13 protein-coding genes are annotated in these 13,182 nt (G+C 42.7%); 6 read left to right on the top strand and 7 right to left on the bottom strand.

Translation table 11 applies throughout. From position 1 onward, the window contains the following. Positions 1 to 15: 15 nt before the first annotated feature. From rsgA to ACFS6H_RS00550, 6 genes are all read right to left on the bottom strand, one after another. Complete coding sequence (gene rsgA / locus ACFS6H_RS00575; protein ID WP_386093838.1) at positions 16 to 945, bottom strand: ribosome small subunit-dependent GTPase A; 930 nt, start codon at positions 943 to 945, stop codon at positions 16 to 18. A gap of 234 nt (positions 946 to 1,179) precedes the next feature. After that, positions 1,180 to 2,190, bottom strand: coding sequence for a vWA domain-containing protein (locus ACFS6H_RS00570; RefSeq protein WP_386093835.1), 1,011 nt, complete (start codon positions 2,188 to 2,190; stop codon positions 1,180 to 1,182). Beyond that, positions 2,190 to 3,119 carry a hypothetical protein gene (locus tag ACFS6H_RS00565; RefSeq protein WP_386093832.1) on the bottom strand — a complete coding sequence of 310 codons (930 nt, stop codon included), beginning with the start codon at positions 3,117 to 3,119 and terminating at the stop codon, positions 2,190 to 2,192. The genes ACFS6H_RS00570 and ACFS6H_RS00565 overlap by 1 nt, the downstream gene beginning before the upstream one ends. Positions 3,120 to 3,132: 13 nt before the next feature. Beyond that, a complete protein-coding gene (locus ACFS6H_RS00560) occupies positions 3,133 to 4,005 on the bottom strand; it encodes a DUF58 domain-containing protein (protein WP_386093829.1) in 873 nt (290 codons plus the stop codon). A gap of 29 nt (positions 4,006 to 4,034) precedes the next feature. Continuing rightward, a complete protein-coding gene (locus ACFS6H_RS00555; RefSeq protein ID WP_386093826.1) occupies positions 4,035 to 5,036 on the bottom strand; it encodes an AAA family ATPase in 1,002 nt (333 codons plus the stop codon). A gap of 233 nt (positions 5,037 to 5,269) precedes the next feature. Further along, the gene (locus tag ACFS6H_RS00550; RefSeq protein WP_386093823.1) at positions 5,270 to 6,979 is read right to left on the bottom strand and encodes an NAD+ synthase; all 1,710 of its coding nucleotides are present in this window, start codon (positions 6,977 to 6,979) and stop codon (positions 5,270 to 5,272) included. 539 nt (positions 6,980 to 7,518) lie between these two features. Here ACFS6H_RS00550 and eno point away from each other — a divergent pair. The 4 genes from eno (at position 7,519) to ACFS6H_RS00530 (ending at position 10,285) form a co-directional block, all read left to right on the top strand. Next, positions 7,519 to 8,808, top strand: coding sequence for a phosphopyruvate hydratase (gene eno / locus ACFS6H_RS00545; protein ID WP_386093820.1), 1,290 nt, complete (start codon positions 7,519 to 7,521; stop codon positions 8,806 to 8,808). Between the two features lie 17 nt (positions 8,809 to 8,825). Beyond that, a complete protein-coding gene (locus ACFS6H_RS00540) occupies positions 8,826 to 9,161 on the top strand; it encodes an FtsB family cell division protein (RefSeq protein WP_386093817.1) in 336 nt (111 codons plus the stop codon). 111 nt (positions 9,162 to 9,272) lie between these two features. Further along, positions 9,273 to 9,512, top strand: a complete 240-nt coding sequence (locus ACFS6H_RS00535) for a hypothetical protein (RefSeq protein WP_386093814.1) — start codon at positions 9,273 to 9,275, stop codon at positions 9,510 to 9,512. A 146-nt stretch (positions 9,513 to 9,658) separates the two neighbouring features. After that, positions 9,659 to 10,285, top strand: a complete 627-nt coding sequence (locus ACFS6H_RS00530) for a hypothetical protein (protein ID WP_386093811.1) — start codon at positions 9,659 to 9,661, stop codon at positions 10,283 to 10,285. 155 nt (positions 10,286 to 10,440) lie between these two features. Here ACFS6H_RS00530 and ACFS6H_RS00525 read toward each other — a convergent pair whose 3' ends face one another. Further along, on the bottom strand, positions 10,441 to 11,064 hold the full coding sequence (locus tag ACFS6H_RS00525; protein WP_386093808.1) for a hypothetical protein: 624 nt from the start codon (positions 11,062 to 11,064) through the stop codon (positions 10,441 to 10,443). A 375-nt stretch (positions 11,065 to 11,439) separates the two neighbouring features. Here ACFS6H_RS00525 and nth point away from each other — a divergent pair, with 375 nt between their 5' ends. Continuing rightward, positions 11,440 to 12,093: an endonuclease III gene (nth, locus tag ACFS6H_RS00520; RefSeq protein ID WP_386093805.1), complete on the top strand. Its 654-nt coding sequence runs from the start codon at positions 11,440 to 11,442 to the stop codon at positions 12,091 to 12,093. Positions 12,094 to 12,242: 149 nt separating this feature from the next. Next, positions 12,243 to 13,181 (top strand): hypothetical protein, encoded by a 939-nt coding sequence (locus ACFS6H_RS00515; RefSeq protein WP_386093802.1) that lies wholly within the window; start codon positions 12,243 to 12,245, stop codon positions 13,179 to 13,181. Position 13,182 lies beyond the last annotated feature (1 nt).

Genomic DNA, 13,182 nt, shown 5'->3' with positions numbered 1-13,182 from the left:
TAATGTATGTGCAGCTTAGTAATTGGCAGCGCCGATGGATTCATAAATGCTTAAATAACTCAGGTAACGGTCTTCATGTATCTCCTGTGCCGCCACAGCTTTTTTTATGGCGCATTTGGGTTCATTGATATGCTGGCAGTTATTAAACTGGCAATCCTGTAAGCGGCTGCGCATTTCCGGAAAATAATGAGACAGTTCATCCTTTTCTACGCCCAGTAAGGCAAACTCCCGCATGCCCGGCGTGTCAATCAATTTACCGCCATTGGGCAGGTCATACATCTCGGCAAAAGTAGTGGTATGCATCCCTTTGCCGCTCCAGTTACTCACGTCCTGCGTCTTAATATTCTTGCCCGGTAAAATGCTGTTCACAAAAGAGGATTTACCTACACCGCTATGCCCGCTTACCAGGGATACCTTGTTGGTCAGTAGGGCATCAATTTCTTCCATGCCGGTTTGTTCGTTTACACTAATGCATAACACTTTATAACCCACAGCTTCGTACATGCTTTTGTATTCCTCAAACTTGTCCAGCTCTTTCTGTTTGTACAGGTCCTTTTTATTAAACACAATAATGGCCGGTACATGGTACATTTCACAGGCTACTAAAAAACGGTCGATAAAGCCGGTGGATGTGCGGGGTTCTTTAATTGTGGCAATTAATATGGATTGATCAAGATTAGCTGCTACAATATGCTGCTGGTATTTATGCCTTGGCGATTGCCTGTTGATATAATTACGCCTGTCATTAATGCCGGTGATCATCACGGTTTTTTCGGCTGTATCCTCTGCCTCAACTGTTACTATATCACCTACAGCAATAGGATTGGTACTGGTAATATCCTCATCTATCTTAAACACCCCCTTCATACGGGCCTGTAACCATTGCCCGTCCTCCGTTTTTACCTGGTACCAGCTGCCGGTAGATTTATACACTGTTGCTTTCATCGGGTAAAAGTAGGAAAAGTAAAAGTGAAAAACACAGAAAGTCGTTGAGGCCGGGAGTCTGTATATTGCTAAGTCCGGAAGTCAGAAAGACCGCAGGTCGGGAAGTCCGTAAATAGCGAAGCCGGAAAGTTAGAAAATAACACGGAGTTTAATAGTGTAGAAAAATATCTGAATACTGAAGTCTGAATACTAAAGTCTGAATTCTAATATCTAACTCTTCAATCTTAAATTTTCCTACGGCAGTCTCCTGAAAACAGTCATCCTTAACAACTGCTCCAATAATAAAAAGGCCAGTGCTGCCAGCAGAAAAGGAATATACTGTTCTTTAAATCTTTTATAGGTTACCAGTTCTACTTTCGATTTTTCCAGTTTATCAATGGAGGCATAGATATCTGTAAGCGCTTTTTTATTGGTGGCGCGGAAGAATAAACCGCCGGTCTCAACGGCTATTTTATTCAACAGTCCTTCATCTAAAAAATCATCAGTGGCTTTATTGGTCTCCCCACTTAACTCCGATGTGGATGCAGCACCGGCACCCATACCAATGGTATATACTTTCACCCCTTTTACTTTTGCTATTTCCAGAGCGGCCAGGGGATCAATGAGGCGTGTAACCGGGGCGTCTTCTTTACCATCAGTCAGTAAAATAACTATTTGCGACTTTGCATTACTGGACGATATCCGGTCAACGGCAGTAGCAAGGCCCTCACCGATCAAAGTGCCTTGTTCAAGGTAACCGCCATCCCGGAGATCCAGTGAACGTATCTGTTTGATCAGGGTGTTTTTGTCAGGCGTAATGGGACATTTGGTAAAACTTTCGCCGGAAAAAATAACCAGGCCAATCCTGTCCACCGGCCTGTTACGTACAAAATCCTCGGCCACTTGTTTGGCGGCTTCCATACGGGAAGGAGGAATATCTCTTTCGCCCATGCTGCCGCTTACATCAATACACAACATAATATCAATGCCTTCGCCCTGTGTTTTTTGGATATCGCTGCGTTCCTGCGGCCGGGCCAGGGCAACAATAATGGAGGTGATGGCTAACAGGCGTAGTATAAAAACAGTATGACGTAATTTGGTTTTGGCGGTAGTAACCTGTAAGGTGTTGGTAGTGGTAACTAAAACGGCTCCCCTGGCTTTATACTGGGTACGCAGGTAATGCCATATGAGTAATGGCAGCAGTCCCAATAATAAAAAATTTTCGGGCCAGGCAAAATCAATATTTCTAAACCACTCGTACACCATTAGCTGCTCGGGTTTTTATGGGCTTGGGCAGCGGCTTCCTGCTGCTGCTGCAAATTTTCAATATGTTGTATAGAAGCCGTGATGGCTTCCAGACTAAAATCATCTTCGGCAGGTTGCGGGGTAAACTTTGCAAACTTTACAAAATCACCTAACAGCAAAGCCTGTTTTACATTATTATAAGTGGCTTCCTGTAATAAATAGGCGCTTATGCTATGCAATAACTGGTTAGTGGTTTGCTGGTTGGTATGTAAGGCCAGGCGGCTATCCAGGTAGTCACGTAAAACATCGGACAGGGTAGTATGAAAGGTTTTACTATCCGGCTTATTGGTTTGTAAGGCTTGCAGGGCCTGCATGGCAATCCGGTATGCCGTTAAGGCCGGTACTGCAGTTACGGTAGCAGGCGCTTTCTTCTTACGGGTAAGCGCATATACCATAATAATGACAAATAGCAGGGCAATGCCCGCAACGATCCACCAGGTCATATTCTGCTCTCTTTCTTCAGGCACGTCCTCCACATCTTTAATATCGTGATACGGTTGGTTTCTGTCAAACTCCGAAAATGTTACGTCAATAGCAATGCTGTCACTTTGTACACCATCAGCCATTACATAGGGCGGGATAACCCATTGACCCGAATCGAAACTGGTGACCAGTAATTTTCTGCGTATAATAGTGCTGCCGCCTTTGTTAGTGGTATCGTTCTTACTCTCGCCAATAAACTCAAAATGGGGTATACTGTCAATGGCAATAAAACGGATCGGTTCGTTTTCGGGTATGGTGGTTTCAATGGTTAAAGAAAAATGTTCGCCGATAAGGATCTTGTTCTTGTCAACCGTTGCTTTAATAGTAGTAGCCTGCTGTGCAAACGCAGATGCGCTGATGAAACAAAATAATACCAGTAATATCCTATATTGTATTAAACCTGTCATGTAATTACATCAATCATTTATTTCTGCTTAAAAAGAAACGCTGCAATACTTTCACATAATCATCGCCGGTACGCACATGTAACAGGTCGCTGTTGGCTTTTTTAAACACCTGTGTGGCCTGGTTGGTATTATTAAAAAATGCCTGCTGGTAATGGTAACGCACCCTGGCCGAGGAACTGTCCACCCATTTTGAAACGCCGGTTTCCGCGTCGGTCATTTGTGTAAGCCCGATATCGGGTAGTTCCATATCCAGTTTATCATACAATTTTATACCGATCACATCATGTTTTTTAGCCGCTATTCTCAAGGCATCCTCATAGTTCATGTCAACCAGGTCGCTTAAGATAAAAGCAATACTTACCTGCCGGGTGGCATTGGTGAAATAACGTAATGCTGCGGTGGTCTGGGTGCCGTTGCCCTTGGGCTCTTTACTGATCAGTTCCCGTACAATATATAAAGCATGCTGCCTGCCTTTCTTGGGCGGAATATAACCTTCTACTTTATCTGTGTAAAAAATAACACCTACTTTATCGCCGTTATTTACCGCGGAAAAAGCGATCACTGCTGCCAGTTCTGCCGCCAGTTCTTTTTTGCGGGCGTATACCGTACCTATATTGTTACTGCGGCTGATATCAACAAGTAACATAACGGTGAGTTCCCTTTCTTCCTCAAAAACCTTACTGTAAGGATGCCCGAACCTGGCCGATACGTTCCAGTCAATAAAACGGATATCGTCACCGGCCGCATATTCCCTTACTTCCTTAAACGACATACCCTTGCCCTTAAAAGCGCTATGGTACTCACCGGCAAAAAGGTCGGTGGCCAGCTTGCGGCTCTTTACTTCGAGCAGGCGGACTTTTTTTAATATTTCTTTTGTCGTTAACATATATTCCATCTGTGATCTAAGATCTCAGATCAAGGGACGTTTATTTGTTTCAGTATATCATCAATAATATTTTCCACGCTCATATTCTCGGCCTCGGCCTCATAAGTAAGACCAATACGATGGCGTAATACATCGTTGGCAATGCTGCGCACATCTTCCGGTATTACAAAGCCACGTTTATTTAAGAATGCCTGTGCTTTGGCTGCCAGGGCCAGGTTAATACTTCCCCGGGGCGAAGCACCATAGGAAATAAGCGGGCTGAGGCTTTGTAACTGGTAAGCTTCGGGGTTACGCGTGGCAAACACAATATCTAGAATGTATTTTTCTATTTTTTCATCCAGGTATATCTCCCTTACCAGTTCCTTGGCGGCAACTACTTCCTGTATACTTACTACTTTATTTACAGCAGGTGGCCTGGTGCCCGATACATTCTGACGCAGGATCAGCTGTTCCTCATGCATTTGCGGATACCCCACAATTACCTTCATAATAAAACGGTCTACCTGTGCTTCGGGCAGGGGATAGGTTCCTTCCTGCTCCAAAGGGTTTTGGGTAGCCAGTACCAGGAAGGGTTCATCCAGTTTATAGGTACTGTCGCCAATGGTTACCTGGCGCTCCTGCATGGCTTCCAGTAAGGCCGATTGTACTTTGGCCGGGGCCCTGTTGATCTCATCTGCCAGTATAAAATTGGCGAAAATGGGACCTTTACGTACAATGAACTCATTGCGCTGCTGGTTATAGATCAGGGTGCCCAATACGTCGGCGGGTAACAAATCAGGTGTAAACTGTATCCGGCTGAAATGCGCATCCACCGCCTGCGACAATGATTTTATGGTAAGTGTTTTAGCCAGGCCCGGTACGCCTTCCAGCAATACGTGCCCATTACTTAATAACCCGATCAGCAAACGGTCCAGCATGTACGATTGGCCTACGATCACATGTGCCACTTCTGACCTCAATTTATCTATAAAGCTTCCGGCCTGGGTAATACGTTCGTTCAATACCCGTATATCTTCTGCGGTTTTAAGCATGACTATATAATTAGTTATAAAATTACTTTGTAAGTATAAGCAAAAAAATTGCCGATATTATGTTATAAGCCAAATAATTGGCAAAAAAGCAGAAGTTTTTATTTAATCGGTTAACCGGGGCCTGTTTAGTACCTTATTGGGTTGTATGATACAGGCTGCTGTCAACTTTACGTCCAGGTTAAAAGAAGCGTGCGTTTTTTATTATTAATTATTAAACCTTAATTACTCATTAATTAAGATAAATATTTGGCAACGATCGGTAAACGCCTTCCCATACCAAAGGCTTTCATACTTACACGAATGATGGGACAGAACTGGTTGCGTTTATACTCGTTTACATTCACCATCTTTAAAATACGGGCTACCAGTAAGGGCTCAAAGCCTTCGGCAATGATCTCCTTTGGTCCTTTACGACGCTCAATATACTCGTATAAAACACTGTCCAGCACATCGTATTCGGGCAGGCTGTCGCTGTCTTTCTGGTCGGGCCTTAACTCAGCCGAAGGGGCTTTGGTAATAATATGGCTGGGAATAATTTCTGCATCACGGTTAATATAACGGGCCAGCGCATATACCTGCGTTTTATATACATCGCCCAATACACTCAGGCCACCGGCCATATCGCCATATAAAGTGCCGTAACCGGTAGATAGCTCACTTTTATTGGAAGTGTTCAGCAGTATATAACCAAACTTATTGGCGATGGCCATTAATAAATTGCCCCGGGTGCGGCTTTGGATATTCTCTTCGGCCAGGCTAAAAGGCAGGTTGTTAAAAATGGGTTGGAGTTCGGTTAAAAAACTATCGTATATATTTTTGATGGGTACAATATCATAGGGATTGCCCAGGGTTTTGCTCAGTTGTACAGCATCATCTACCGAGTGGGAGGTAGAGAAGTGGGAAGGCATCAGCACTGCTCTTACATTTTCTTTGCCCAAAGCATCAACTGCAATAGCAAGGGTTACGGCACTGTCAATGCCCCCGGATGAGCCCAGGATGGCTTTGGTAAAGCCCATCTTGTCAAAATAATCCTTTATGCCCAGTACCAGGGCCTGGTATATTTCACCAATGTTTTTTTCGTTGTTCAGGTACTGCAAAGTGCTCTCGCCAACACCCACCTCCATGGCGGAAAAGTAAACCGGTTCGGTATTGGGCGCTAATTCGGTAAGGGGTAAGGCTGGTGCCAGCTTATTGGTATCGATCAGGCCATAATCCTCTTCAAAATATTTCATCTCCAGTACTTTGTTCCCGTTGGCATCGTATACCAGGCTACCGCCGTCGAATACTATTTCCGTTTGCGAGCCTACGGTATTGCAATACACCATAGGTAAACGATATTTCAGCGTATGGGCTTTTACCAGGCTATTGCGTACAATATCCTGCGCATAGTTATAAGGGGAGGCAGAAAGATTAATCATGAGATCGGGTTCCTGGGCGATCAGTTTTTCCATGGGCGTAATGCGGTACAGGGGGTTATTGCCCATATTCCAGATATCCTCGCAAATGGTTACAGCCAGTTTTTTCCCTTTAAAAGGTATAACGCTCCAGCTGTCGGCAGGCTCAAAATAGCGGTATTCATCAAATACATCGTAAGTAGGCAATAAGGTCTTATGGATCTCGGCCTTTATTTCCTGCTCGTACAGGAAGAAAGCGGCATTAAACAGGTCTTTACCATCGGCAATGGTATTACGGGCCGGTGAGCCGATCAGTACCCCGATGGTATCGGCGTGCTGACGGATAGCATCAACAGCGGCATAACATTTATTGATAAAATCATTGAACTCTAAAAAATCGCGGGGTGGATAGCCGCAAATACATAATTCTGAAAATACCACCAGGTCCGCACCCTGTGCCTTGGCCCGGTTAATACCTTCAATGATCTTTTCGGTGTTCTTTTCAAAATTGCCAATATGATAATTCTGTTGAGCTAATGCTATTTTCATGAATCAAGTGTTGTTATACAAAAGTAGCCATAAGTTGAAAATAGTTCATGGTTAATAGTTCATGGTTAATAGTTCATGGTTAATAGTTCATCGTTAATAGTTAATAGTTCATGGTTCATGGTGGTGAATTGGTAATAGTAAGTAATAAAAGTGACGATTGACAGCATTTCTTTGACGGCATCTCTGTGAAACACTGTGTAGATCCTCTGTGCAACTCAGTGGTTAAATATTTTACACCATTAGGGAGAACTTGCACAATGCCCAATAGCATTACCGGACGATGCAGTGAGTGACACAACGAAAGCTCAATCAGGGGCGGGACGATGGTAATAAAAAAATAACGGTATTAAATAATGGTTTTATGCTGTAATAGCCAATAACTAACACCTGTTCAGGTTTTATTGAAAAAACCTTATCCATATTTCTGTAAAAGATTGTTTCTTTGCAACGCCGGAAAGAGGTGTTGTTACAACACATTACCCCGACCCCCGGGAACGTTACCGGCCAATTAATTATAACAACAAACTACAAAAAATTTTATGAGCTACATTTCAGAGATTTTTTCCAGACAAATTTTAGACAGTCGTGGTAACCCTACCGTAGAAGTAGATGTAATTACCGACGAAGGAGCTATTGGCCGTGCAGCCGTACCAAGCGGTGCCAGTACCGGTGTGCACGAGGCGGTGGAACTGCGTGACAACGATAAGAAAAAATATGTTGGAAAAGGTGTATTGAAAGCCGTAAAGAATGTAAACAATATTATTGCCCCGGCTTTACTGGGTTACGATGTTGCCGACCAGACCGGTATTGACCAGATGATGATTGAACTGGACGGTACAGAGAATAAAGGCAAATTAGGCGCAAATGCCTTATTAGCGGTAAGTATGGCGGTGGCCAAAGCTGCTGCTGAAGAAGCCTCTTTACCCTTATACCGTTACATAGGTGGTACCAATGCTAAAACATTGCCTATCCCGATGATGAACATCCTGAACGGTGGTGCACATGCTGATAACAAGATAGATTTCCAGGAATTTATGATTATGCCGGTAGGCGCCCCTACTTTCAGCGAAGGTTTACGCTGGGGTGTGGAGATCTTCCATACACTGAAAACCGTATTGAAGAAAAAAGGCTTCAGCACCAACGTAGGTGACGAAGGTGGTTTTGCACCCAATATCCAGAGCAATGAAGAAGCGATTGATACCGTTATGGAAGCTATCCAGGCATCCGGTTACAAAGCAGGATCGCAGATCGTAATTGCCATGGACGCAGCCAACAGTGAACTGTGGGACAGCAAGAAGAAAAAATATGTATTCCATAAAAGCGATGGCAAAGTATTAAGCAGCGACCAACTGGTACAATACTGGGAAAAATGGGTAAAACAATACCCGATCGTATCTATTGAAGACGGAATGGCCGAAGATGACTGGGCGGGCTGGAAAAACCTGACCGATGCCATTGGCAGCAAATGCCAGTTAGTGGGCGATGACCTGTTTGTGACCAACGTAAAACGTTTACAGCAGGGTATTGATAAAAATACCGCGAACGGCTTACTGGTTAAAGTAAACCAGATAGGTACCATTACCGAAACCATTGATGCGGTTTCCCTGGCTCAGACCAATGGTTACAATACCATCATGAGTCACCGCAGCGGTGAAACGGAGGATACGACCATTGCCGACCTGGCGGTTGCTTTAAACTGCGGCCAGATCAAAACCGGTTCAGCCAGCCGTACCGACCGTATTGCCAAATACAACCAGTTAATAAGAATTGAAGAACAATTAGGCGCCAGTGCAATTTATCCGAAAGGAAAGATTAAATTTGGTAAGTAATTCTTCAATACCAGAGCATGGAAACAGCAACTAATATACCTGATAACAATAAGCCCCTTGGTAAAAGGGGCTTTATTGCTATCCCTTCCTTCCTGCGTAACAAATACCTGATCGCCATTTTGTGTTTTGCCATCATTTTGTTGTTTTTTGACAAAAACGATGTTTTTACACAAATTGACCGTAAAAAGGAACTCTATCGTTTGCACCAGAGCAAGGAACATTATACCCAGGAGGTAGAAGCGCTTAAAAAAATACGCCAAGGGCTTGAAAATGACCCGAATGCGCTGGAAAAGCTGAGCCGGGAAAAATACTTCATGAAAAGGGACAATGAGGATGTATTTATCATTCAATAACTTAACTTTTCCCCATTTTATCCTAAACTATTTGAAAAAGGCAATATCCGTATTAATTTGGCGTTAATTATTGCGGACGTAATTTTTCAAGGATTATAAATCAGGATACTAATGGACAATTTCACACCTGAGGATCTTTTACTGTATTTGTACAAAGAAACATCCCCAAAACAAACAATCGCCATTAGAGAAGCGTTGGAACAGAGTTGGACACTACGTGAAAAACTAGCAGTTTTAGAAACTTCCATGAAGCGATTAACAACAATTATTGAAAAGCCCAGGACCTCCTCTGTATTACGGGTATTGAACTATGCCAGGGAAAAATATACAGCTAAGGTTTCAGGCGCTTAATGATTATTAACTAAGGTTCTTAACTTTTTAAACCGGCTTTTTGCCGGTTTTTTATTTTTTAAGAAGTATAAAAATTAGTACTACAAACTATGTATTGCCCCCGGATATGTGACATGTTAATTTTGAATGACACAAATTTTAAAGCTATGCATACATATATCAACCTATCCAGGGTTTCTCTTTTGACAATACTGTTCGGATGTATCATCACGTCCTGCAAAAAAGAAAAAAAGGAAGATGTTTTTCCCACACCGATCGCCAATATCATATCGCAAAGTATGATCGATTCTATACGGGCAGCCGGTGCTACAGTTTATTCCGGCACCAGTCCGGCAATAGTGAATGGTATTTATTTCATGCATCCGGATAGTTGTATTTATGATAATTCACCGGCAAATTTCAGGGGAACATTATTTACAGATTATAAATTCAGGTTCTCTAACCAGGATAATAACCTTTATACCATTTTGGTGGAACAAAAAGCTATACCGTCCGGAACACTTAGTACGACACCTGTGTCTGTTTACATTTCGGGAAGCGGCAACCGGTTTTCCATTTTTTTGCTGAGAACATCGGTTCCCTCGGGTATCAGTGTACAACAGTTCAATGTATTAAGCGGAACCCTTACCGCTAATGGTATCCAGGATTTTCAAAACACGCTCTACCTCCGCAGCAAAGGCAGTGATCCGGGGAATACCTTGCCTCCGGCCGGCACTATTCGTGTTTTTGTGAATGGAGCGCCGGGGCTTGCTGTAAACTCAGGTACATTTTAAATGATATAACTATATGAGTTGTTTGATATTAAACGTGATGTTACTTGGATAAATGTGTTATAACCCAGGTATATTTAAATAAGAGACTGGGTGATGTAATGTTTGGTGTCAGCAGTTTAAAACCCAATGTAATACAGACTATTTTATTGCCTTTTCTAAACCGTAGGCGGGGCACCTAAAATATATTTTCTTAAACGATCTACCATTGCAAGCTTATATCCAGCAGGTAACAGGTCGTCAAAGCTTAAAGATTTATATGTGACGTATCGGACTTTCCAATTTTTGTCATTTAGTTTTTGCTGCAAAGCGTCTATTATTTGTGATTTATTTTTAACCGATGGATTAGTTAAAAAGACCGGCAGCATCCAAAGTGCTGCCAATTTTATTGCCAGGTTATCAGTATCAGTTTCATTGTAAAGCCGGTCAACAATTTTTTGAACAAAGGGCCTTTCATCATTTTCAATATAAGTAAATTCCGAAAGGAAACGTAGTATCACTTGCGGTTTAACGGCAGTTTCTGCTGTTTTAAATATTGCATCTAACGTATCAACAAAGAACTGCCCCCAATTGTCTGTGTCTTTTGATAAGGCTTCTAAAATAACTGGCAATGGCATAAGTTCGTAATCAAATTGAATTTTACCGACGTCTTGCCTGAATGTTTGCGGATTGGTATTGGCATATTCAAGTATATCTTTTAGTAGTTGTTGTCTGAGGCTTTCAGAAATGTCTTCCCAATAGTTTCTTATAGATTCGCCAAATTTGTCTAAGAATTGATTCATTAAATAACTTATATGATTGTGTAGTGTGAATTAAAATTGTAGTCCCTAAAAATGGGAATTATACAGGTTTGGGTAATGAGTATTGTGCTGAAGTAAGTAAGACTAATATCGTTAGTGAGATTCGCATAAAGTCACTGCTAATGTCCCGGACTTGCTGCTGAACTAGGCTTATAATATGTCTGCCAGGCTACAGTATTCCGGTATAAATTTTTATTTATAAATATACTGAGAAATATTATATACTATTTTGTTTGAATGATTTATACTGTTGCTGCTGATGAAAGCCCCTAATCTATATATCGATTTTAGTATAGAGTATTTAAGACGGCCCCATGAACCATGAACTATCATCCATAAAATCATTTACTTTGCAGCATGACCCGCAAAGAACGTTATGCTGCTGTAATTAATTATTTCCAGGAGTTTGCTCCCGAGGCCGAAACCGAACTGGTCTATGATAATCCCTACCAGTTACTGGTGGCGGTTATTCTGTCGGCACAGTGTACCGATAAAAGAGTAAACCTTACAACACCGGCTATTTTTGAAAAGTACCCCGATGTATATGCATTAAGCAAAACCAGTTTTGACGAGCTGTTTCCGTTTATCAAAAGTATTTCCTACCCTAACAATAAAACCAAGCACCTTATTGGCATGGCTCAACAGGTGGTGAATAATTTTAACGGTAATATACCCATGACGGTGGATGAACTGATCCAGCTACCCGGTGTGGGGCGTAAAACGGCTAATGTCATTACCTCGGTTATCGATCAGCAACCCAATATGGCCGTGGATACCCATGTGTTCAGGGTGAGCCATCGTTTAGGCCTGGTTAGTAAAAATGCTACTACGCCCCTGGCGGTAGAAAAAGAGCTGATCAAATACATCCCCCGGGAACTGGTACATAAAGCCCATCACTGGCTTATACTGCATGGCCGTTATATCTGCCTGGCGCGTAATCCCAAATGCGAGGATTGCGGCTTACAGGATATCTGCTTATACTTCAGGGCCAATTATGTAGACCGTAAATAATTTTTAGCGATCATTTACTTATGCACATTATACAATTTATCCTTAACTGCTCCGTTCCTATGATGCAGGCAACACGGCATCCGTCTGTGTAATACGACACCATCATTATTTCCCCTGGGCAAGGTTCAACAAATAAACATAGCTGAACTATGCAAAAAACAATCAAGCAGGGATTGAGCCTATTATGTATTTGTATAATCGCTAAGCAGGGTTTTTCGCAATATTATTTTCGTGATGATAAACATTATAGCAATGATGTGGTGATTGAAGCAGGTGTTGCTATTGGTGTCATGAACAGCTTTACCGACCTGGGCGGCCGCTCCGGGCAAGGCAAGGGCTTTTTAAAAGATTTAACTATGAAAACTACCCGGCCCAGTGCCGGGTTCTACGCAGCAGCTATTTACAGGGAATGGCTGGCCGTAAGGCTGGAAGCCACTTTTGGTACGGTACACGGGTATGACAGTATCTTACAAAATGTGGCCGCCAGTACACAGGGACGTTACGAACGTAACCTCAGTTTTAAAAGCCCTGTACGTGATGTACAGCTGGCCCTTGAACTACACCCTTTGTTTTTAAAATATTATGAAGAAAATAAAGCGCCTTTCTGGTCGCCCTACCTGGTGGCCGGCATTGGTTTGTTTAACTTTAATCCACAGGCGCAATTGAACGGGAAGTGGTACGATCTGCAACCCCTGCGTACCGAAGGGCAGGGCTTTGCCGAATACCCCGGGAAAAAACAATATAAACGTACCCAGGTAAATGTTCCGCTGGGTATTGGTTTACGTTATGAAATAAAGACAAACCTCTTCATCCGTGCCGAGCTGGTACACCGTATCCTGTTCACCGATTATCTTGATGATGTTAGCGGCACTTATATTGATCCTGCAGCTTTTTATAACCATCTGCCGGCGGAACAGGCTGCTATTGCCGAACAACTGGCCAACAGGTCCATGATGCTTGAGAACGGCTACAGGCCGGGCCCCGGTGAACAACGAGGTAACCCGAAAGACAATGATTCCTATTTTACCTTCCAGTTAAAACTTGGTTATACTATTCCCGGCCAAAAACGGAAAGGTGTAGGGCGGTAAA

Source organism: Terrimonas rubra, assembly GCF_042686025.1.
GTDB lineage: Bacteria > Bacteroidota > Bacteroidia > Chitinophagales > Chitinophagaceae > Terrimonas > Terrimonas rubra.
The sequence above is the reverse complement of the archived record's forward strand: the minus strand, read 5'-3'. Positions and strand labels throughout refer to the sequence as shown.

What these genes read in the sequence shown, in the direction of transcription:
- rsgA (WP_386093838.1), bottom strand. Translation starts at nt 945, where the DNA reads ATGAAAGCAACAGTGTATAAATCTACCGGCAGCTGGTACCAGGTAAAA.
- ACFS6H_RS00530 (WP_386093811.1), top strand. Translation starts at nt 9,659, where the DNA reads ATGCATACATATATCAACCTATCCAGGGTTTCTCTTTTGACAATACTG.
- ACFS6H_RS00535 (WP_386093814.1), top strand. Translation starts at nt 9,273, where the DNA reads ATGGACAATTTCACACCTGAGGATCTTTTACTGTATTTGTACAAAGAA.
- ACFS6H_RS00560 (WP_386093829.1), bottom strand. Translation starts at nt 4,005, where the DNA reads ATGTTAACGACAAAAGAAATATTAAAAAAAGTCCGCCTGCTCGAAGTA.
- nth (WP_386093805.1), top strand. Translation starts at nt 11,440, where the DNA reads ATGACCCGCAAAGAACGTTATGCTGCTGTAATTAATTATTTCCAGGAG.
- ACFS6H_RS00525 (WP_386093808.1), bottom strand. Translation starts at nt 11,064, where the DNA reads ATGAATCAATTCTTAGACAAATTTGGCGAATCTATAAGAAACTATTGG.
- ACFS6H_RS00540 (WP_386093817.1), top strand. Translation starts at nt 8,826, where the DNA reads ATGGAAACAGCAACTAATATACCTGATAACAATAAGCCCCTTGGTAAA.
- ACFS6H_RS00565 (WP_386093832.1), bottom strand. Translation starts at nt 3,119, where the DNA reads ATGACAGGTTTAATACAATATAGGATATTACTGGTATTATTTTGTTTC.
- ACFS6H_RS00570 (WP_386093835.1), bottom strand. Translation starts at nt 2,190, where the DNA reads ATGGTGTACGAGTGGTTTAGAAATATTGATTTTGCCTGGCCCGAAAAT.
- eno (WP_386093820.1), top strand. Translation starts at nt 7,519, where the DNA reads ATGAGCTACATTTCAGAGATTTTTTCCAGACAAATTTTAGACAGTCGT.
- ACFS6H_RS00550 (WP_386093823.1), bottom strand. Translation starts at nt 6,979, where the DNA reads ATGAAAATAGCATTAGCTCAACAGAATTATCATATTGGCAATTTTGAA.
- ACFS6H_RS00515 (WP_386093802.1), top strand. Translation starts at nt 12,243, where the DNA reads ATGCAAAAAACAATCAAGCAGGGATTGAGCCTATTATGTATTTGTATA.
- ACFS6H_RS00555 (WP_386093826.1), bottom strand. Translation starts at nt 5,036, where the DNA reads ATGCTTAAAACCGCAGAAGATATACGGGTATTGAACGAACGTATTACC.